Source organism: Kribbella voronezhensis (assembly GCF_004365175.1).
GTDB classification, from domain to species: domain Bacteria; phylum Actinomycetota; class Actinomycetes; order Propionibacteriales; family Kribbellaceae; genus Kribbella; species Kribbella voronezhensis.
Window position 1 is genome coordinate 2,413,716 of record NZ_SOCE01000001.1, and the last position, 18,586, is coordinate 2,432,301.

Below are 18,586 nucleotides of genomic sequence, written 5' to 3' on the forward strand. Positions count from 1 at the left end.
GGGCTCAGATCGACTCGAGGTCGCGTTCGATCGCGGCCAGTTCCTCCTCGGAGCCCTGGACCTTGGGACCGGTGAACCATTTCCGGGCCGAGGCGAGCCACCAGATGCCGGCGAAGCCGAGCACGACCAGGACGGCGATCGGGGTGTAGTTGAAAGTGCTCGCACTGACCGGGCTGACCTGCGGCAGCATGAACAGGATCGTGATGAAGACGACCCAGACGATCGCGATCACGCCGATCGGCTTGCTCCACCGGCCGAGGTGCCACGGCCCCCGCACGAAGCGATCACCCTGGAGCAGCCGCAGCAGGGTCGGGATCACGTAGGCGATGTAGAGCCCGATCACCGCGATCGACGTGACCGCGGCGTACGCCGTCGCGTTCCACAGGTACGGCAGGCCGAGCAGGAACGCGCCGACCGCGGCGAGCCAGATCGCATTGGTTGGCGTCCGGGTCTTCGGGTTGATCTTGTGCCAAAAGGACGACGCCGGCAGCGCGCCGTCGCGGGAGAACGCGTAGATCATCCGCGAGTTCGCCGTCACCGACGACATGCCGCAGAACAACTGCGCGCCGACCACGACCAGCAGCAGGATCTTGCCCAGCGACGAGCCGACCGCGTCGATGAAGATCTGCGCGGGCGGTACGGCGGTGTCGCTGTTGAGCGCGCCGTCGTAGCTCTGGATCGCGAAGGTCAGGCCGATCAGCAGCACCCAGCCGGCCACCAGCGAGACGATGATCGACATCACGATCCCGCGCGGGCCGGAGCGGGCCGCGTCGTGCGTCTCCTCGGTCATGTGCGCGGACGCGTCGTACCCGGTGAAGGTGTACTGCGCGAGCAGCAGCCCGAGCATCGCGACGTAGAAGGTGGAACCCCAGCCGGTGTTGTTCACGAAGTGCCCGAACACGAACCCGGCCGACTGGTGATGGTCGGGCACGAAGGCCAGTACGACGACGATGAACGCCACCCCGACGATGTGCCACCACACGCTGACATCGTTGAGCTTGGCAACGAGTTTCACGCCGACCGAGTTCAGCAGCGCGTGCACCAGCAGGATCAGGCCGAACAGCAGGATCGTGTGTCCCGGCGTCGCGGAGAAGCCGAACTGCAGGTCCAGCAGGGCGTTCAGGAAGAACGCCGCGCCGAAGTCGATCCCGGCGGTCACCGCCACCTGGCCGAGGAAGTTGAACCAGCCGGTGAACCACGACCAGGCCGCACCGTTCGACGGCGCCAGCTTGGCGGACCAGTAGTACAGGCCGCCCGCGGTCGGGAAGCTGGAGCAGACCTCGGCCATCGCGAGGCCAACCAGCAAGGTCATGATGCCGACGACCGGCCAGCCCCAGACGATCATCACCGGACCGCCGGTGTTCAGGCCGAAGCCGTACAGGGTCAGGCAGCCGGACAGGATCGAGATGATGGTGAAGGAGACGGCGAAGTTCGAGAACCCGGACATCGTCCGGGACAACTCCTGCGCATACCCCAGCTGATGCAGGCGTTTCTCGTCCTCACTCAGCGCGGTACTGCCCGTGCTCACTTCGGTCTTGTCGTTGCTCACGAGGGCCTCCTCGGTACTACTACTGGCGGAGTGGCGGCGCAATCGAACCAATGGTCTTCAGGCAGACCTTTAGGCCCCATTGAGACACCTGGCCCAGACCGTGTCAAGCAATCAGGTCAAGAATCCGCGCAGCAGAGCGGCCGTGCCGGAGAGGTGTTCCTGCATGGTTGAGCGCGCGGCCTCCGGGTCGCCGGCGAGGATGGCCTCGACGATGGCCTCGTGCTGGTGGTTGGAGTGCTCCAGGTTGACCGCCAGCAAGGGGATCGCGTCGAGGAGTTCGTTGAGGCGCATCCGTACGTCGGCCGTGGCGGAGGTCAGCGACGGTGAGCCGCTGACCTCCGCGATCGCCAGGTGGAGGCGCGAGTCCATCCGGCGGTAGTCGCCCAGCGATGCCGAGGAGGTTTCGGCGAGGCAGTGGCGAAGGTGGTCGGCCTCGGCTTCGGTGAGTTCACGCGCAGCGGCTGCTTCGGCGGCTCCGGTTTCGAGGGCGGCACGCAGTACGAGGGCGTCCTCCACTCCGGCACCCAGCTCGCGGCTGAGCTGCTTCGCGCTCACCCGGCGGGGTTTGGGAAGGTGCTCGTTGACGAAGGTTCCGCCGTACCGGCCGCGGCGGGATTCGACGTAGCCGGCTTCGGTGAGCGCGCGGATCGCTTCCCGCAGGGTGACCCGGCTGACGTTCAGCCGGGCGGCCAGGTCGCGTTCGGAGGGCAGCCGCTCGCCGGGCGCGACGACGCCCAGCTTGATTGCCTGCAGCAACCGTTCGACCGTCTCCTCGAACGGGTTGCCGGCGCGCACCGGGCGGAACAGTGCTTCGTCCGCCCGGCTACCGGGTTCCGCGACCGTCACAGCTCACCTTCTCCCCGTCGATAACGCCACTGCCCTTTCTTGCTTCAAAAACCCCTTAATTCTAAAGCGGAGTCACATAGGCGCCCGAGATGCCTCCGTCGACCAGGAAGGTGTTGGCGGTGATGAAGGACGAGTCGTCGCTGGCCAGGAACGCGACCGCGGCGGCGATCTCCTCCGGTTCGCCGAAGCGGCCCATCGGGACGTGCACCAGTCTGCGGTTGGCGCGCTCTTCGTCCTTGGCGAACAACTCCTTCAGCAGGGGGGTGTTCACCGGACCCGGGCAGAGCGCGTTGACGCGGATGCCCTGCCGCGCGAACTCGACACCGAGTTCGCGGCTCATCGCGAGGACGCCGCCCTTCGACGCGGAGTACGAGATCTGTGACGTCGCCGCGCCCATCACCGCGACGAACGAAGCCGTGTTGATGATGGAGCCCTTGTTCTGGCGCTGCATGTACGGGATGACGTGCTTGCAGCACAGGTACACCGAGGTGAGGTTGACCTCCTGTACCTTGCGCCAGGCGTCCAGACCGGTGTCCAGGATCGAGGCGTCCTCGGGCGGGGAGATGCCCGCGTTGTTGAAGGCGATGTCGACACTGCCGAACGTGTCGTAAGCCTGCTTGAAGAGGTTCTCCACCTCGGCGTCGCTGGTGACGTCCGTCGGCACGAACAGCCCGCCCACCTCGTCGGCGGCGGCCTTGCCCGCGGCCGGGTCGAGGTCGCCGACGACAACCTTGGCGCCCTCGGCCGCGAGCCGCCGTACGCTGGCCAGGCCGATCCCGCTGGCGCCGCCGGTCACCACCGCCACGCGACCTTCCAGGCGGCTCGCTTTCACGTCACTCATCGGTCAGTCCTCCCGTTTCAGGCTTCAGAGATGAAGATGTTCTTGGTCTCGGTGAACGCGTCGAGCGCGTCCGGTCCGAGCTCACGGCCGAGCCCGGACTGTTTGTAGCCGCCGAACGGCGTCGAGTACCGCACCGAGGAGTGCGAGTTGATCGACAGGTTGCCCGCCTCGACGCCACGGCCGACCCGGAGCGCCCGCCCGACGTCCCGGGTCCAGATCGACCCCGACAGCCCGTACTGCGAATCGTTGGCGATCCGGATCGCGTCGGCCTCGTCCTCGAACGGGATCACTGCCACCACCGGCCCGAAGATCTCTTCCTGGGCCACGCGATCACCCGGTGCCGCCGTCAGAACCGTGGGCGGGAACCAGTACCCGGGACCGCTCGGCGCGCTGCCCCGGAAGGCGACGGCAGCGTCGTCGGGCACGTAGCTCGAGACCCGCTCCAGTTGCTTGGCCGAGATCAGCGGGCCCATCTCGGTCGCCGGATCGCCGGGATCGCCGACCTTGACGCCCTGCACGGCCGGCTCGAACAGCTCCATGAACTTGCCGTACGCCGTGCGCTCGACCAGGATCCTCGAGCGCGCACAGCAGTCCTGGCCGGCGTTGTCGAAGACGCCGTACGGGGCCTGCGCGGCGGCCTTCGCCAAGTCCGAATCGGCGAAGACGATGTTCGCGGACTTGCCGCCGAGTTCCAGGGTCACGCGTTTCACCTGGTCCGCACAGCCGGCCATGATCTGCTTGCCGACCCCGGTCGACCCGGTGAAGACGACCTTCCGTACCGCGGGATGTGTGACGAACCGCTGTCCCACAACAGTTCCCGCGCCCGGCACGATCTCCAGCACACCCGGTGGAATCCCCGCCTCCAAGGCCAGTTCTCCCAGCCGGATGGCGGTCAACGGGGTCAGCTCGGCGGGCTTCAGGACGACGGTGTTGCCGGCCGCCAGCGCCGGGGCGAATCCCCAGCCCGCGATCGGCATCGGGAAGTTCCACGGCACGATGATGCCGACCACGCCGAGAGGTTCCGCGAAGGTGAGATCGATGCCGCCGGCAACGGGAATCTGCTTGCCGAACAGGCGTTCCGGTGCCGCCGAGTAGTAGGAAAGTACGTCGCGGACGTTGCCCGCTTCCCAGCGTGCGTTGGAGATCGTGTGACCGGCGTTCTCGACCTCCAGGGCCGCAAGGATCTCCAGGTCGGCGTCGACCGCGTCGGCGAACCGGCGCAACAGCCTGCCCCGGTCGGCCGGCGACACGGCCCGCCACCCGGCGTACGCCGCGGCGGCTCTCTCGATCGCCGCATCGGCCTGCTCCAGCGAGGCGAGCTCGATCGTCCGGACCACCTTCTCCGTGGCGGGGTTGATCACGTCGTACGTCACCGGGACGCTCTCCTTTTCTTGCCTTCAGCAACCAAAGCGGTGAACAGCCGGAGGTCTTCGGGATTCTCCTCGGGGTGCCATTGCACGCCGAGGGCGAACTCGCGGCCGTCGACCTCGGCGGCTTCGACCGTTCCGTCTCCTGCCCGGGCTGTGACCTTCAGCGCCGGGGCGACAACGCCAAGGGCTTGATGGTGGTAGCAGTGAACGGTGGTCTGCTCGCCGAACAGCCTGCCGGTCAGCGAGTCCGGCTCGACCTTCACCTGGGTCTGACCGAAGACGGCGGGCGACGGACGGTGCTCGTCATGCGCGACCACATCCGGCAGGTGCTGCTGGAGGGTCCCGCCGAGGGTGACGTTGAGCATCTGGAGGCCACGGCAGATCGCGAGCAGCGGCAGGTCGAGGTCGAGTGCCGCCTTGATCAGGACGGCCTCGTGCTCGTCGCGGCCCGGGCGGGTGTCGAGCGTCTCGGGGTGCGGCTGCGCGTCGTACGAGCCCGGATCCACGTCGCAGCCGCCGGCGATGACGAGGCCGTCGAGGAGTTCCAGGACGGTCGGATCGGTGCCGACGGGCGGGAGCAGGAGGGGTACGCCGCCTGCCGCGGTGACGGCGTCGAGGTAGACGCGGGGAAGCAGAGCCGCTTCGCGTTCCCAGACGCCCCAGACGGTCGGCTCGAGGTAGGTGGTGATACCGATCCGCGGCCGAACCGGCTCCTTCCTTCCCTTTCCGTCAGAGTCGTTCGAAGCCACGGGTCAGCTCCCAGTCGGTGACGGCCGCGTCGTACGCGTCGAGTTCGACCCGCGCGGCATTCGTGTAGTGGTCCACCATCTCGTCGCCGAACGCCTCCCGGGCGATCTTCGACCCGGCGAACAAGGCGGCCGCCTCGCGCAACGTGGTCGGCACGTGCGGCTTGTCGGAGTCGTAGGCGTTGCCCTCGAAGCTCGGTTCCAGTTCGAGCTCGTTCTCGATGCCGTGCAGGCCTGCCGCGATGAGGGCCGCCACCGCGAGGTACGGGTTCACGTCGCCACCGGGGAGACGGTTCTCCACGCGGAGGGACTCGCCGTGGCCGACCACCCTGAGGGCGCAGGTGCGGTTGTCAAGTCCCCAGGCGACCGCGGTCGGCGCGAAGCTGCCGGGGACGAACCGCTTGTACGAGTTGATGTTCGGGGCGAGCAGGTAGGTGAGCTCCGGCAGGCAGGCGAGCTGGCCGGCGATGAAGTGCTCCATCAGCTGAGAGAACCCGTGCTCGTGGTCGCCCGCCAGGACGGCCTTCCCGGCGGTGGAGCGGAAGCTCAGGTGGATGTGGCACGAGTTGCCCTCACGTTCGTCGTACTTCGCCATGAACGTGAGGCTCTTGCCGTGCTTGGCCGCGATCTCCTTCGACCCGGTCTTGTAGATCGAGTGGTTGTCGCAGGTGGCCAGCGCCTCGTCGTACCGGAACGCGATCTCCTGCTGGCCGAGATTGCACTCGCCCTTGGCGGACTCGACGTACAGGCCGGCGCCCTCCATCGAGTTGCGGATGTCTCGCAGCAGCGGTTCGATGCGGGAGGTGCCGAGCAGGGAGTAGTCGACGTTGTACTGGTTGGCCGGGTCGAGACCGCGGTACCGCTTGTTCCAGGCGGCTTCGAACGTGTCGTTGAAGACGATGAACTCGAGCTCGGTGCCGACGTACGCCTTCAGATCCAGCTCGGCGAGCCGATCGAGTTGCGCCTTGAGGATCTGGCGCGGGGAGGCGGGCATCGGCGTGCCGTCGAGCCACTGGACGTCGCAGAGCACGAGCGCCGTGCCTTCCAGCCAAGGGAGGAGGCGGAGCGTGGCGAGGTCGGGCGCCATCAGCAGGTCGCCGTACCCGCGCTCCCAAGAGGACATCTCGTAGCCGCCGACCGTGTTCATGTCGACGTCGACCGCGAGCAGGTAGTTGCAGCCCTCGGTGCCGTGCCGGAGTACTTCCTCCAGAAAGTACCGCGCTCCACACCGCTTGCCCTGCAACCGCCCCTGCATATCCGTGATCGCGACCAGCACCGTATCGACGCGCCCCTGCCCCACCAGGTCCCGAAGCGCCTGCAAACTCAACATCCCACGATCAGCAGCCACTATCGCTCCCGGTACATTCTATTGGTCTACGGCCAGTCCATTAACCCCCATCGTAGGCAGCGGGTGCACGGCGCTGTCAATCAGTGAGGGTTTGACGGGCCCGCCTCCGGTCATTTGCCTCGGCTTGTCGGCGCTTGGCTGGAAGCAAATTTGCAGATAGCGATGGAAAGTTTCCATCTAGCGACGGTGGGCCCGCTCGACAGAGCTTCCGAGCGGACTCGAAGCCTCGAGCGTTCGATTGCTGAGTTGGTGCGGCGGAGCGGGTGGGTCGAGCGGCCGACGGAGGCGGCGCGAAGCGGGTCGGCGTACGCGGGGCGGTGGGGCTGCGTGTGACTGGTGGACCGGGGGGCGTCTAGAGTGCGGCCGATGCGTGTCCTCCTGACGGCCTGCGTGACCACTGCACTGGTGGTCTCAGGTCCGCTGGCTGCGGGCGCCGTCGGGCGGGCTCGGGAGAGTCCGGTCGGGGGTGCGCAGCTGACTACGGAGCCGACGGTTGTCGCACAAGGAGCGACGCCGCCGGCGGTGCACGCGTCTGCCTTCTTGATTGCCGACCTGGACACCGGTGCGGTGCTGGCGGCCAAGGCGCCGCATGCGAAGCTGCGGCCGGCGAGCACGCTCAAGACGCTCACCGCGCTGGTCCTGCTCCCCCGGCTCACCAAGACCGATCAGGTGGTCGGCACGGACCAGGACGCGGGGATCGAGGGCAGCAAGGTCGGGGTGTACCCCGGCTGCCGGTACACGGTCGACCTGCTGTTCCAGGGCATGTTCCTGGCCTCCGGGAACGACGCGGTGCACGCCTTGGCGACGCACGACCAGGGCGGAGTCCCGGCGACGATCGACCGGATGAACAAGCTGGCCTCCCAGATCGGCGCGCTCGACACGCATGTGACGGACCCGACCGGCCTGGACGCGGACGGGCAGCTCTCGTCGGCGTACGACCTGGCTCTGTTCGCCCGGGCGGGCCTGGAGCGGGAGGACTTCGCCCGGTACGCGTCGACGAAGTACACGAACTTCCCGCTGGTCAAGAAGCCGGGCACCTACCAGGTCGCGAACCAGAATCATCTGCTGTTCACCTACGACGGTGCGCTCGGGGTGAAGACCGGCTACACGACGCTGGCCCGCAACACGTTCATCGGTGCGGCCCGGCGTGGCGGTCACCGGATCGTGGTGACGATGATGAACTCACCGCACGGCATCACCGAGGAGGCGTCGAACCTGCTCGACTGGGCCTTCAAGAACTACACCGTGCTCACTCCGGTCGGCACCCTGATCAAGCCGGTCACCACGGAGTCGAAGACGGGCGGCGGGCCGAACGTGTCGAAGAAGTCGTCGACCCGTACGCCGCTCCCCAAGCGCAGCCGGACAATCCTGGAGCACGGCCAGGCAGTCCAGTCTCTCGCGTTCCGCGTGCCCGTCTGGTTCTACGCGGCACCCCCGATGCTCCTGCTGCCGCTCTTCCTCCGCCGCCCCCGCGCCCTCAAAGCCCAGGCCCGCCGCCTCAAAGCCCGCCGCCACTAGTACGCCACCGCGCCACCCGTGCTCCGGTACGCCGCCGCTGCGCGACCCGCACGCCGCGGCGCCGCCGGTACGCCCCCAACGCCGCTCCACCGCCCCGTACGCCGACGGTAGGCGCGGCCAACCGCAGTCCGAGTCAGCGGCGCACTGAGCGTGCCGCTCTGGCCAACTGCACTGCCAAGGCCGTCGCAGTGGCTCCCAGCACCGCACCGGCCGCGACTGCGACCGTGTCGGCCTTCTTCTCCGGGATCGGGACCACCTTGAACTTCTTCCCGGGCGGCCCCGGCAGATACCCGTCGTCCTCAGGCTCGAAGCCATCCGTACGCCGCCACTCCGGCACCGACGATTCGCGCTCGAACGGCATCGCCGCCCTCGCCGCTTCCTCGGCCTCGCCCGTGTGCCACCGGTAGTCCAGCGTGGCTTCCTTGGTCCACGCAGCGATCAGCATGATCACCCGTGTCATCAGGTAGATCCACACCAGCAGCGCCAGCGGCAGAGCCAGCGTCCCGTACGCCGCGTTGTTGCCGATCACGTTCTTGACGTACCCGTTGCCCAGCTTCTGCGCCAGGTAGAACAGGATCCCACCGGCGACAGCGGCGATCATCGCGACCTTGCGCGGCAGGATGATCCGCGGCAGCGCGGTCTGCAGATACAGGAAGAGCAGCGCGCCCGCGCCGATCCCGACGACGATGCTGATCACGTCGAGACCCCAGTTCGCGAACCAGGTCCCTTCCAGGCCGGTCCAGTCGATGATCTTCTTCGACAGCCCGGTCAGCACCGACGAGGCACCGGTCGCGACCAGGCCGATCAGGCCGAGCCCGATCAGCGCCCCGAGATCCACGCCCTTGAGCTTGATCGCGTTCCCGGGCTGGTCGTCGAGTTCGTGCATCGAGCGGATCGAGGCCCGGAGCGAGTCGATCCAGCCCAGGCCGGTGAGCAACAGCGAGACACCCGAGATCAGGCCGATCGTGCCCGCGTTGTTGATCAGCGAGTCCAGGTCGATCTGGTCACCGATGCCGGGCAGGTTCGTCTTCAGCGCGTCCTTGAGATTGCTGACCGCGGACTTGTTCAGCAGCCGGCCGGTGACGGCCGCCGCCAGCACGATCAGCGGGAACATCGACAGGAAGGCGAAGAAGCTGGTCGCGCCCGCGAGCCGGTTGCCGCGCCGGTCGCCGTACCGCTTCCAGGCCCGCCACAGCTGCGTGCGGCTGAAGCGTGCCCAGACCGCCTTGGCTCGTTGCTTGATGCCCATGGTTCTCCCGTACCCCGTGACGAGGGATTCAGCCTGCCAGCGGGAACCCGCGTTGTGGCCGCCACACGCCGTCGGCCCCGTGTTCGTACCGGCCGAACTCGGTGACGTCGAAGGCACAGTCGTACGCCGACAGCGCGTCGTACGCGCGATCCAGGGCGTCCTTGTCCAGGTCGTGGGCCACCGTGACGTGCGGGTGGTACGGGAAGCGCAGGTCGACCGCGAGCGGCCCCGAGCGCACCTGCGACTGGAGCAGCTCGCAGGACGAGATCCCCTCGACCAGTGGGACGAACACCACCGGCGAGATCGGCCGGAAGGTCGCCGTACCGCGGAGCCGGATCCGGAAACTCGGGAACCGGGCCGCCACCTCGAGCAGGTGGTCGTCGATCTCGGCCAGGTCGGCGTCGGCCACCTCGGTCGGCGGCAGCAGCGTCACGTGGGTCGGGATCGACGAGGCCATCGGATCGCCGAACTCGGCCCGGTACTTCTGCAGTTCCGTGCCGTAGGGTTCCACGATCGGGATCGCGACCCCGATTGTCGCCATCCGGCGCCTACCGGCCCGGCCGGGAGGCGCCACCGGCGAACGGGACGAAGCCGAGCCGGTCGTAGACCCGCTCCAGGGTCGGCTCCGTCACCGCGCGGGCGCGCTCGGCCCCGGCGGTCAGGATCGCGTCGAGCTGCGCGGGGTCGTCGAGGTAGCCGAGCGTCTTCTCCCGGAACGGGGTGACGAACTCGACCACCACGTCGGCCAGGTCCTTCTTGAAGTCGCCGTAGCCGCGCCCGGCGTACTCGTCCTCGAGCTCGCTGATCTTGCGGCCACTGAGCGCGGAGTAGATGGTCAGCAGGTTCGCCACGCCGGCCTTGTTCTCCGGGTCGAACACGACGTCGCGGCCGGAGTCGGTGACCGCGCTGCGGATCTTCTTCGCGCTGACCTTCGGGTCGTCCAGCAGGTCGATGATGCCGGCCGGCGACGAGGACGACTTGCTCATCTTCGACGTCGGGTCCTGCAGGTCGGCGATCTTCGCCGTCTCCTTGACGATGTACGGCTCGGGGATCCGGAACGTCTTGCCGAAGCGGTGGTTGAACCGCTGGGCCAGGTCCCGGGTCAGCTCCAGGTGCTGGCGCTGGTCCTCACCGACCGGGACGCGGTCGGCCTGGTAGACGAGGATGTCCGCGGCCTGCAGGATCGGGTACGTGAACAGGCCGACCGTGGCCCGGTCGGCGCCGCCCTTGGCGGACTTGTCCTTGAACTGGGTCATCCGGCTGGCCTCACCGAACCCGGTGATGCAGCCCAGCACCCAGCTCAACTGCGAGTGCTCGGGCACCTGGGACTGGACGAACAGGGTGGAGCGCTCGGGATCGATCCCGGCGGCCAGCAGTTGCGCGACGGACCTGCGGGTGCGCTGCCGCAGAACCTTCGGGTCGTACTCGACGGTGATCGCGTGCAGGTCCACCACGCAGTAGAACGCGTCGTGGTCGTCCTGCAGCGCTACCCACTGGCGGACCGCGCCGAGGTAGTTGCCGAAATGGAAGGAATCGGCGGTCGGCTGGATTCCGGACAGAACGCGCGGGCGGCGGGCCGGCGCTTCCGTCGCAGGGGTGTCGTCGGGGACGGCTGCTGACATACCCCCGATTCTGCCAGCGCCCCGGGTCCGCTCCACACCGGGGCGGTTCGCAGCCGGTCATAGGGTGGAAACTATGAGTTCACCCGAGGCGATCGTCCTTCCCGGCGGCCAGTTCGGACCGCACAGTCCGCTGCCCATGTACGCCGCCTGTGCCGCCGAGCAGCGAGGCGCCACGATCCGGCCGATCTCGTGGAGCGACCCCGACCGCCCACTCACGCTGACACCGGACGAACGAGGGCCGTGGGTCCTCGACCAGCTCGCGCGAGCGGTTCCCGACGTACCGGCCGGCGCGTTGCTGATCGCGAAGTCGCTGGGGACGCATGCGGCGAGCGTCGCGGCTGAGCGGAGCCTGCCGGCTGTGTGGTTGACACCGGTGTTGACCAGTTCGTTCGTGGTCGACGCGCTGCGGCGAGCGAGCGCGCCGTTCCTGCTGGTCGGCGGTACTGCGGACCAGTTGTGGGACTCCACGCTCGCCCGGGAACTCACGCCGTACGTGCTGGAGGTCGAGGGGGCCGACCACGGGATGTTCGTCCCCGGCCGGCTCGCCGCGTCCGCCGCGGTACTCGGGCAGACGGCGACAGCCGTCGAGGACTTCCTGGACGAGGTGGTCTGGCCTTAGCTGGTGGCTGGGTTGCCGTCGAGCGCGGCGGTCAACTTCGGGACCAGGGTGTCGAGGACGATCGGGAGGCTGAGGACCGAGACGAAGCTGACGGCGCCGTACAGGGGGTCGTCGTAGTTCTCCTCGATGTAGATCTGGCGGCCCTGCTTGCTGACGGCCAGGTTCTTCAGCAGCGCGTCGTTCTTCAGCTTCGCCAGGCCGCCCTTCTCCGGGAACCAGATCAGCGCGCCGACATCGAGCAGCGACACCTTCTCGCCGCTGATGCTGGCGCCGAACTTGTCGCCGATCGCCTTGTCCACATCGGTCGGCCAACTGAAGCCGAGGTCGGTCAGCAGCCGCGATCGCGGATCCTGGCGACCGTAGATGAAGTAGCCCTGGTACGCCGAGGTCATCAGCGCCGTCTTCCCCTTGAACTCCGGGTGTTCGGCCCGCACCTTGGCGAAGCGGTCCTCGACCCCGTTGACCAGGTCGTCGGCCTGCTTCGGCTTCCCGACGGCCTTGCCGACCGTCCGGGTGAGGTCCTGCCAGCTGACCCCGTAGTCCGGCGCACCGGGGAGCTGCGCCACGGTCGGCGCGATCGCGGTGAGCTTCTGGTAATCGTCGGCCGTGATGCCGGCGTACAGGCCGATGATGAGGTCCGGCTGCAGTGCGGCGATCTTCTCGAACTGCAGACCGTCCTTGTCGCTCAGCACCTGCGGTACCGCGCCGTTGCCGAGCTTCGCCTTCGCCCACGGGAACAGGGCGCCGGGCTTGTCGCCGAACCACTCGGTGGTGGCGACCGGCGTGATCCCGAGCGCCAGCAGCGCGTCCTGCTCGACGAGGCCGACCAGCACGATCCGTTTCGGCGCCGCCTTGATGACGGTGTCGCCGTACTTGTTCTTGATCGTCACCGGGAAGGCGCCGGCTTCGGAGGTCGTCTGGGGCGTCGCGGCGACGTCTTTCTGGTCGGTCCCGCCACAGGCGGTCAGGACCAGCATCGGCAGGGCGACCAGCAGCGCGAGCGGCCGGAGGATGGAACGCATAGAGAGACCTCACAGTCGGAAGTTAGGTATACCTAACCTAACTCATGCCGATCAGTCCCGGTGGTACTTGGTCACCCCGTGGTCCTGTTTCACCTTGTCCGCCGCGGCCTGGATCCGCGCCGTCCACTCGTCCGCCCGGATGCCGCCGGCAAGGAATTGCCCGGTTGCCTCCCCGGCCGTCCTGCCGAGTTCGGGGTACCAGTCGGCGAAGTACCAGGTGATGACCTGATCCCCCGCGGCGGTGAGCAGATCCCGCGCGGAGCGGAGCGCCGTACCGATCTCCAGCCCGTCAGCAGCACCTCGTACTACGGTCAACTGGTTGCTCTCCGCGGTCACCTGCGCGGCGACCTCCTCGGACAGCATCGCCCGGAGGTAGTCGAAACCACCCTCGGGGTTCTTGGCCTTCACCGGTACGACGAACGGCGCGGTGGGTGCAACGTGCAGGCCGCGCGGCAGGGCCGCCGAGGTGTCCAGCGGCGGGATCCCGAACACGCTCAGCCCGAAGTTGGCCGGGATCACCGGCTTCATCTCGTTCTCCAGCCAGTTCCCGCACGGCAGCAGGCCGGCCTTCGACTTCATCAACAGCGTCTGGGAAGCGAGGTGATCCAGCTCGGTGGTGCCCTTCGCGAGCAGGCCGCGCCGGGCCAGCTCGCCGAACGCGGTGATCGCCCGGGTGACGCTCTCGTCCTTCCAGGCGCCGTCCTCGAGGTTGTCGATCCGCTTGACGACGTCGTGGCCGCCGGTCTTGGCCGCGAGGGTGAGGACCGCCTCGAACACGTAGTACGGATGGACGCCCGCGTAGGCGAACGGGCCGACGCCGGCCGCTTTCATCTCGGTGCCCAGGGCAAGCAGTTCGGGCCAGGTCGTGGGGACGTCCCAGTTCTTCTGCTGGAACAGCAGGGCCGAGTACCAGAAGCCGTAGACGGTCGCGATGTAGTTGAGGGCGCGCAACGTCCCGTCGTACCGGCCGGCGTCGAGCAGGCCTGGCAGGAAGGCGTCCTGAATCGTCGCGTTCTCGTCGCTCCAGGAAGGTGCCTTCAGCAACTCCTCGAGGTTCTCGAGCTGGTTCTCCGCGACCAGGTGACCGGTCGGCAGCGCCTTCGGGCCGACGTTCAACACAACATCTGGCGGACTCCCCGCGGCGAACCGGGATTCCAGCAGGTCCTTCAGTTGCTTGGTCGGCGTACTCGTCACCACCGCCTTCGCATACTTCTTCCGGTACGCCGCGGCGCCGTAGCCACCCCAGTCCTCCGCGACCACCAGTTCGAGCGGCTTCGTCTCGTCGACCCCGAACGGATTTCCGGCGGACCGCACCGGCCCCGCCACGGGCTTCTCCGAAGAACACCCGGCCGCCAGGGCAGCCACCAAGGCTGCTTGCAACACGGTTCGGCGTCTGAGCACGAACGCAGACTAGCCCCCGCCGTGGTGCATTTGGCGAGGGCTAGCGAGTTGCAGGTGAAGCTACTCGAGCGTCACGTCTTGGCTACTTCACGCCTCCGGCGGTGACGGAGACCTGGAGTTGACGCTGGAAGATGATGTAGACGACCAGCACCGGCGCGACCGTGATCACCACGGCAGCGAACAGAGCGCCGAAGTCCACCGCATAGCCCGCCTGCGAGGCGAACGACGCCATGCCCTGCGAGAGCACGTAGTTCCTCGAGTCGGTGTTCAGGGCGACGGGGAGCAGGAACTGGTTCCACAACCCGAGGAAGTTGAAGATGGCGACCGACGCCATCCCGGGCCGGGCCATCGGCAACATCACCGAGAAGAACGTGCGCCACTCGCCGGCGCCGTCGATCTGCGCCGCCTCGTAGATCTCGCCCGGCAGCGCCTTGAAGAAGCTGTGCAGGAAGAAGACGGTGAACGGCAGCGCGAACGCGACGTACGTGATGATCAACCCTGGCAGCGTGTTCAGCAGCGACAGGTTCTTCAGCACGAAGAACAGCGGCACGATCGCCAGGAAGACCGGGAACGTCAGACCGGCCAGCATGCTGTAGTAGATCAGCCGGTTGCCGCGGAACGTGAACCTGGCCAGTACGTACGCGCACATGGCGCCGAGGATCATCACCAGCACGAGAGCGCAGCCGACGACGATCACCGTGTTGGTGAAGTAGCGGCCGATACCGGCCGTCGTCCAAGCGTGGGCGTAGTTGCTGAACCGCAGCTTGCCCGGCAACGACAGCGGGTTGCCCAGCACCTCCTGCGTCGACTTGAACGAGGACAGCACTGTCCACACCAGCGGCAGGATCACCAGCAGCGACCACAGGATCAGCGCCACGTGGGCGGTGGTCGCGACGCCTCTGCCCTCCCGCGATCCCTTGCCGGGCACGCGCGAGTCGGCGACGAATTCGGCCCGGTCGGCGGTAGTTGTTGTCATCGGCGTACCTTCCGGTCACGTCCGCCGGTCAGCCAGTTCACGGAGAAGACCAGCAGCGCGAACAGCATGGTCACCGCGGCCAGGATCACGCCCATCGCCGTCGAGTAACCGAACTGGCCCTTGGCGAAGGCCGTGGTGAACAGTTGCTGGGGCATGACGAGGGTCGAGTTCTGCGGGCCACCGCCCGGGTTGAGCGCCTGCATGTAGACGAAGGCGTCGAGGGCGGCGATGCCCAGATAAACGTACGCCGTCTGCACGTTGTCGCGGATCAGCGGCAGCGTCAGTGACACCGCTGTCCGGAACCGGCCGGCGCCGTCGATCCGGGCCGCCTCGAACACCTCGGGGTCGATGCCCCGGATGGCGGCGATGAACAGCACCATGTAGAAGCCGACGAAGCCCCAGATCATCACGAACATCGAGGCCGGCATCGCGGTCCGGGCGTCACCGAGCCACGCGTAGTCCGCGAATCCCTTCAGCCCGACCTTCGAGAGCAACGCGTCCAGGATGCCCGTACTCGGGGTGAACACCTGCGCCCAGATCAGGCCGATCACGATCGCGGGGATCACGTACGGGAAGAACGAGACGATCCGGTAGAAGCCGGAGTTGCGCAGTCCGCGAACGGTCCCGGTGCCCGAGCCGCCGATCGTCACCAGCGTGGCCAGGGTCAGTGCCAGCACGATCGTCACGATCGGCACGACGACCGCCAGCTCGACGTTGTTGCGCACGGCCTTCAGGAAGATGTCGTCGTGGAACAGCCTGACGTAGTTGTCGAAGCCGACGAAGTTCATCTTCGAGCTGAACCCGGACCAGTCGGTCAGCGAGTACCACAGCGCCTGCACGAACGGCGAGACCACGAAGATCACGAAGACCGCCAGCGGCAGGCCGAGAAAGACGACCATGAAGCTGATCCGGTCGAAGGTCAGTGGCCGGCGCCGCCGGACGGCGGACCGCTGGGGTCCGCCGTCCGGCACTACCTCTGGCGTCATGGTCACTTGTTGACCGGGATCTTCTTGACGGAGCTGTCGTTGCGCACCTTGTCCGTGATCTGCTGCAGGCCCTTCGTCAGGCCGGCCGCATCGCTCTGGCCGGACAGGAACGAGTTCCAGACCACGAGCTGGTCGGTGTTCATGCCGTACAGGCCGAAGACCTGGTAGTCGAAGATGTTCGTCCCGGCCGCGTCCAGCATCGCGGTCTGCGACTGCAGCGCGGTCGAACCGAAGCCGTCGGCGGGCACCAGGCCCTTGACGATGGTCGGCGCGAGCCGCGTCTTGGCGAAGTTGGTCGCCGCCTCCTTGGACAGCATGGCCCGCAGCAGCTCCTTGCCGCCGGCAACGTTCTTGCCCTTGGCCGGGACGATGAACGGCTCACCGGCCGCGCTGCGCAGCGACTCGTACGGCAGCTTCGGGCTGTCGGTCAGGGTCGGCTCCGGGATGCCCTTCATGTTGAAGCCGGCCTTGGTGGCCTTCTTCATCTCGTTCTCGATCCACGAGCCCGACGGGTAGAGGATGGCCTGCTGGTCGTTGCTCCACTTCGCCTGGGCGGCGGTGAACTGCGTACCGGCACCACCGGGGACGAAGTAGCCGTTCTTGACCATGGTCTCCATGGCCTTGAAGACACCCTGGATCTGCGGCAGCGACCAGCACTTGTCCTTGAGGTTCTCCAGCGCCAGCCGGACCTCGTCGCCACCCTCCTTGATCGCGGAGTCGACGGCCAGGGTGTGGTAGTAGGTCGCGGCTTCCTTGCCCCAGACGAACAGGTACTTGCCCTTCGCCTTGGCCTTGGCGCCGAGCTCGAGCAGCGCGTCGTAGGTCTTCGGCGGCTCCCAGCCGTTCTCCTTGAACAGGCTGTCGGAGTACCACAGGCCGTAGAGCGTGAGCACGTAGTTCATCGCGACGAACTTGCCGTCGAACGTGCCCGGGTTCTTGGCGCCCGGGTACAGGGTGTCGGCGATCTTCGTGCCCTCGTAGTTGTTGGCCTCGAAGACGTCGTCCAGCGTCGCCAGCTGGTCCAGGATCGTGTTGAAGCCGATCTGGTTCGCGCCGGAGTTGTCGATCAGGTCCGGCGGGTTGCCGCCGACGAAGCGCGGCTGCAGCTGCTGGGCGATCTGGGTCGACGGGGCGACCTTGAACGTCGAACCCGCGAACTTCTTCTGGGCGATGTCAGCCGCGAACGACACGTAGTCGTAGCCGTAGCCGCCGTTGAAGATCACCGCGTCGACGGTCGCCTTGTCCGCCATGCCGAACGGGTTGTCCGCCGTCTTGTCGGCGCCGCCACCGGAGGAACCGTTGTCGTTGCTGCCGCTGCTGGCACAGGCAGCGAGCAGCGTGCTGCCGCCGGTCGCCATCAAGGTGCCGACCGCTGCGCGCTGCAGGAACAGGCGCCGCGACATGTTGGGAGTGGTCATTGGTCCCGCCTTCCAAGGAGTGTTTCAAGCAGTACGACGGATCCGGCCGGCGTACTGGGCTTCAAGGGCGTGGTTGTGGTCGTCGCCGCCCGGGATGTTCGCGGACAGGTAGACCGGTGGGGTCTCGCCGGCCTCGGTGAACCGTCGCAGTACCTCGGCCACCAGCATCTGCGCGATCAGCGCAGCAGTGATGGACGACACGGCGCAGACCTTGCCGCCGTCGGGTAGCTCCAGCACAGAATCGCCGTACGGCGCATGGTTGTCGAGCACCACGTCGGCGAAGTCGATCAGTTTCTTCCCCGAGGGATGCCGCGAGTCGACCCCGCTGGTGTGCTGCAGCGAGGTGATCGCGATCAGCGGGTGTCCTTTTTCCTTCACGACGGTGGCCAGCTCGACGATCGAGCCGTTCACGCCGGAGTTCGACGCGATCACGAACAGGTCGCCGGGGCGGGCGGCCGACAGTTCGTAGAGCTTGCGCGAGTACGACGGGTTGCGCTCGAGCTCGCCGTCGCGGAGCAGTTCGGGTGGCTCGCCGCCGAGCAGCACCAGATCGCGCAGCGCGATCCGGTTCGTCGCGATCAGCCCGCCGGCGCGGCCGGCGATCTCCATCGCGAGTGCTTCGGAGTGGCCCGAGCCGAAAGCCTGGATGACGCCGTTCGCGCGCAGTGAGGCAGTGACCAGATCCGCGGCGGCCTGGATCGGGCCGTCGGCCTGCTCGGTCACAGCCGCCAGGATCGGCGTCAGCGCATGAACATAGGACTGCGCACTCACGCCCGGGTTCGCCCCGTCGGCGCTGGTGCTGCCGTCTGTCGTGCTGGCCATCAGAGGCCCCACCCCTCGACTAATGTGTTCGCCGCGACACTCCTGGTGCCGACAAGTGCGCAAGTTTGCGGTTTGCTGGACAGAACTTTTCTCACCTGGCAGCTAAAGTCAAGGCTCATCTCACTCTTCCCTCCAGATCGGGACCGTTGCGTGACCTTGCTTGTTGTTGTTCACGACTAGCCTCTTATGAGCAGTTTGGAGCATTGCCTATGTCGCTCGAACGCCCGGTCCCCGAACCTGGGGATCCAGTGGT

Annotated in this window: 17 protein-coding genes; 2 read left to right on the top strand and 15 right to left on the bottom strand. The window is 67.3% G+C overall.

Annotated features, from left to right (window positions below; genetic code table 11):
- Positions 1-4 precede the first annotated feature (4 nt).
- The 6 genes from EV138_RS10900 to EV138_RS10925 all read right to left on the bottom strand — a co-directional run bounded on the left by EV138_RS10900 (position 5) and on the right by EV138_RS10925 (position 6,700).
- Positions 5-1,549, bottom strand: a complete 1,545-nt coding sequence (locus tag EV138_RS10900; RefSeq protein WP_238158061.1) for an amino acid permease — start codon at positions 1,547-1,549, stop codon at positions 5-7.
- 111 nt (positions 1,550-1,660) lie between these two features.
- Positions 1,661-2,395 (bottom strand): FadR/GntR family transcriptional regulator, encoded by a 735-nt coding sequence (locus tag EV138_RS10905; RefSeq protein ID WP_133978299.1) that lies wholly within the window; start codon positions 2,393-2,395, stop codon positions 1,661-1,663.
- 61 nt (positions 2,396-2,456) lie between these two features.
- Positions 2,457-3,236, bottom strand: a complete 780-nt coding sequence (locus tag EV138_RS10910) for a 3-oxoacyl-ACP reductase (RefSeq protein ID WP_133978301.1) — start codon at positions 3,234-3,236, stop codon at positions 2,457-2,459.
- 17 nt (positions 3,237-3,253) lie between these two features.
- Positions 3,254-4,609 (bottom strand): aldehyde dehydrogenase family protein, encoded by a 1,356-nt coding sequence (locus EV138_RS10915; protein ID WP_133978303.1) that lies wholly within the window; start codon positions 4,607-4,609, stop codon positions 3,254-3,256.
- Complete coding sequence (locus tag EV138_RS10920) at positions 4,606-5,355, bottom strand: gamma-glutamyl-gamma-aminobutyrate hydrolase family protein (protein ID WP_133978305.1); 750 nt, start codon at positions 5,353-5,355, stop codon at positions 4,606-4,608. The genes EV138_RS10915 and EV138_RS10920 overlap by 4 nt, the downstream gene beginning before the upstream one ends.
- Positions 5,336-6,700: a glutamine synthetase family protein gene (locus EV138_RS10925; protein ID WP_305000170.1), complete on the bottom strand. Its 1,365-nt coding sequence runs from the start codon at positions 6,698-6,700 to the stop codon at positions 5,336-5,338. The genes EV138_RS10920 and EV138_RS10925 overlap by 20 nt, the downstream gene beginning before the upstream one ends.
- A gap of 366 nt (positions 6,701-7,066) precedes the next feature.
- On the opposite strand from EV138_RS10925, the gene EV138_RS10930 reads away from it, so the two are divergent.
- On the top strand, positions 7,067-8,218 hold the full coding sequence (locus tag EV138_RS10930; RefSeq protein WP_133978307.1) for a D-alanyl-D-alanine carboxypeptidase family protein: 1,152 nt from the start codon (positions 7,067-7,069) through the stop codon (positions 8,216-8,218).
- Positions 8,219-8,351: 133 nt separating this feature from the next.
- On the opposite strand, the gene EV138_RS10935 is transcribed toward EV138_RS10930, so the two are convergent.
- The 3 genes from EV138_RS10935 to trpS are packed head-to-tail and all read right to left on the bottom strand — an operon-like array spanning position 8,352 to position 11,089.
- Positions 8,352-9,467 carry a YihY/virulence factor BrkB family protein gene (locus EV138_RS10935; RefSeq protein WP_133978309.1) on the bottom strand — a complete coding sequence of 372 codons (1,116 nt, stop codon included), beginning with the start codon at positions 9,465-9,467 and terminating at the stop codon, positions 8,352-8,354.
- A gap of 28 nt (positions 9,468-9,495) precedes the next feature.
- Positions 9,496-10,008, bottom strand: coding sequence for a 2'-5' RNA ligase family protein (locus EV138_RS10940; RefSeq protein ID WP_133978311.1), 513 nt, complete (start codon positions 10,006-10,008; stop codon positions 9,496-9,498).
- Positions 10,009-10,015: 7 nt separating this feature from the next.
- Positions 10,016-11,089, bottom strand: a complete 1,074-nt coding sequence (gene trpS, locus EV138_RS10945; protein WP_133978313.1) for a tryptophan--tRNA ligase — start codon at positions 11,087-11,089, stop codon at positions 10,016-10,018.
- A 73-nt stretch (positions 11,090-11,162) separates the two neighbouring features.
- On the opposite strand from trpS, the gene EV138_RS10950 reads away from it, so the two are divergent.
- Positions 11,163-11,708: an alpha/beta hydrolase gene (locus tag EV138_RS10950; protein ID WP_166678551.1), complete on the top strand. Its 546-nt coding sequence runs from the start codon at positions 11,163-11,165 to the stop codon at positions 11,706-11,708.
- On the opposite strand, the gene EV138_RS10955 is transcribed toward EV138_RS10950, so the two are convergent.
- The 6 genes from EV138_RS10955 to EV138_RS10980 all read right to left on the bottom strand — a co-directional run bounded on the left by EV138_RS10955 (position 11,705) and on the right by EV138_RS10980 (position 18,333).
- A complete protein-coding gene (locus EV138_RS10955) occupies positions 11,705-12,730 on the bottom strand; it encodes an iron-siderophore ABC transporter substrate-binding protein (RefSeq protein ID WP_133978315.1) in 1,026 nt (341 codons plus the stop codon). The two genes, EV138_RS10950 and EV138_RS10955, sit on opposite strands and share 4 nt — an antisense overlap.
- A 51-nt stretch (positions 12,731-12,781) precedes the next feature.
- Positions 12,782-14,131: an N-acetylglucosamine/diacetylchitobiose ABC transporter substrate-binding protein gene (ngcE, locus tag EV138_RS10960; RefSeq protein ID WP_133978317.1), complete on the bottom strand. Its 1,350-nt coding sequence runs from the start codon at positions 14,129-14,131 to the stop codon at positions 12,782-12,784.
- Between the two features lie 82 nt (positions 14,132-14,213).
- Positions 14,214-15,107, bottom strand: coding sequence for a carbohydrate ABC transporter permease (locus EV138_RS10965; RefSeq protein ID WP_133978319.1), 894 nt, complete (start codon positions 15,105-15,107; stop codon positions 14,214-14,216).
- On the bottom strand, positions 15,104-16,093 hold the full coding sequence (locus EV138_RS10970) for a carbohydrate ABC transporter permease (protein WP_133978321.1): 990 nt from the start codon (positions 16,091-16,093) through the stop codon (positions 15,104-15,106). The genes EV138_RS10965 and EV138_RS10970 overlap by 4 nt, the downstream gene beginning before the upstream one ends.
- Before the next feature lie 2 nt (positions 16,094-16,095).
- Positions 16,096-17,511 carry an N-acetylglucosamine/diacetylchitobiose ABC transporter substrate-binding protein gene (gene ngcE, locus EV138_RS10975; RefSeq protein ID WP_133978323.1) on the bottom strand — a complete coding sequence of 472 codons (1,416 nt, stop codon included), beginning with the start codon at positions 17,509-17,511 and terminating at the stop codon, positions 16,096-16,098.
- Positions 17,512-17,535: 24 nt separating this feature from the next.
- On the bottom strand, positions 17,536-18,333 hold the full coding sequence (locus EV138_RS10980; RefSeq protein ID WP_133978325.1) for a sugar isomerase domain-containing protein: 798 nt from the start codon (positions 18,331-18,333) through the stop codon (positions 17,536-17,538).
- Positions 18,334-18,586 lie beyond the last annotated feature (253 nt).

Bases quoted from the DNA above. Each gene is read 5' to 3' on its own strand.
- EV138_RS10965 (WP_133978319.1), bottom strand. From the start codon at position 15,107: ATGACAACAACTACCGCCGACCGGGCCGAATTCGTCGCCGACTCGCGC.
- EV138_RS10935 (WP_133978309.1), bottom strand. From the start codon at position 9,467: ATGGGCATCAAGCAACGAGCCAAGGCGGTCTGGGCACGCTTCAGCCGC.
- EV138_RS10940 (WP_133978311.1), bottom strand. From the start codon at position 10,008: ATGGCGACAATCGGGGTCGCGATCCCGATCGTGGAACCCTACGGCACG.
- EV138_RS10980 (WP_133978325.1), bottom strand. From the start codon at position 18,333: ATGGCCAGCACGACAGACGGCAGCACCAGCGCCGACGGGGCGAACCCG.
- trpS (WP_133978313.1), bottom strand. From the start codon at position 11,089: ATGTCAGCAGCCGTCCCCGACGACACCCCTGCGACGGAAGCGCCGGCC.
- EV138_RS10930 (WP_133978307.1), top strand. From the start codon at position 7,067: ATGCGTGTCCTCCTGACGGCCTGCGTGACCACTGCACTGGTGGTCTCA.
- EV138_RS10955 (WP_133978315.1), bottom strand. From the start codon at position 12,730: ATGCGTTCCATCCTCCGGCCGCTCGCGCTGCTGGTCGCCCTGCCGATG.
- EV138_RS10950 (WP_166678551.1), top strand. From the start codon at position 11,163: ATGAGTTCACCCGAGGCGATCGTCCTTCCCGGCGGCCAGTTCGGACCG.
- EV138_RS10910 (WP_133978301.1), bottom strand. From the start codon at position 3,236: ATGAGTGACGTGAAAGCGAGCCGCCTGGAAGGTCGCGTGGCGGTGGTG.
- ngcE (WP_133978323.1), bottom strand. From the start codon at position 17,511: ATGACCACTCCCAACATGTCGCGGCGCCTGTTCCTGCAGCGCGCAGCG.
- EV138_RS10970 (WP_133978321.1), bottom strand. From the start codon at position 16,093: ATGACGCCAGAGGTAGTGCCGGACGGCGGACCCCAGCGGTCCGCCGTC.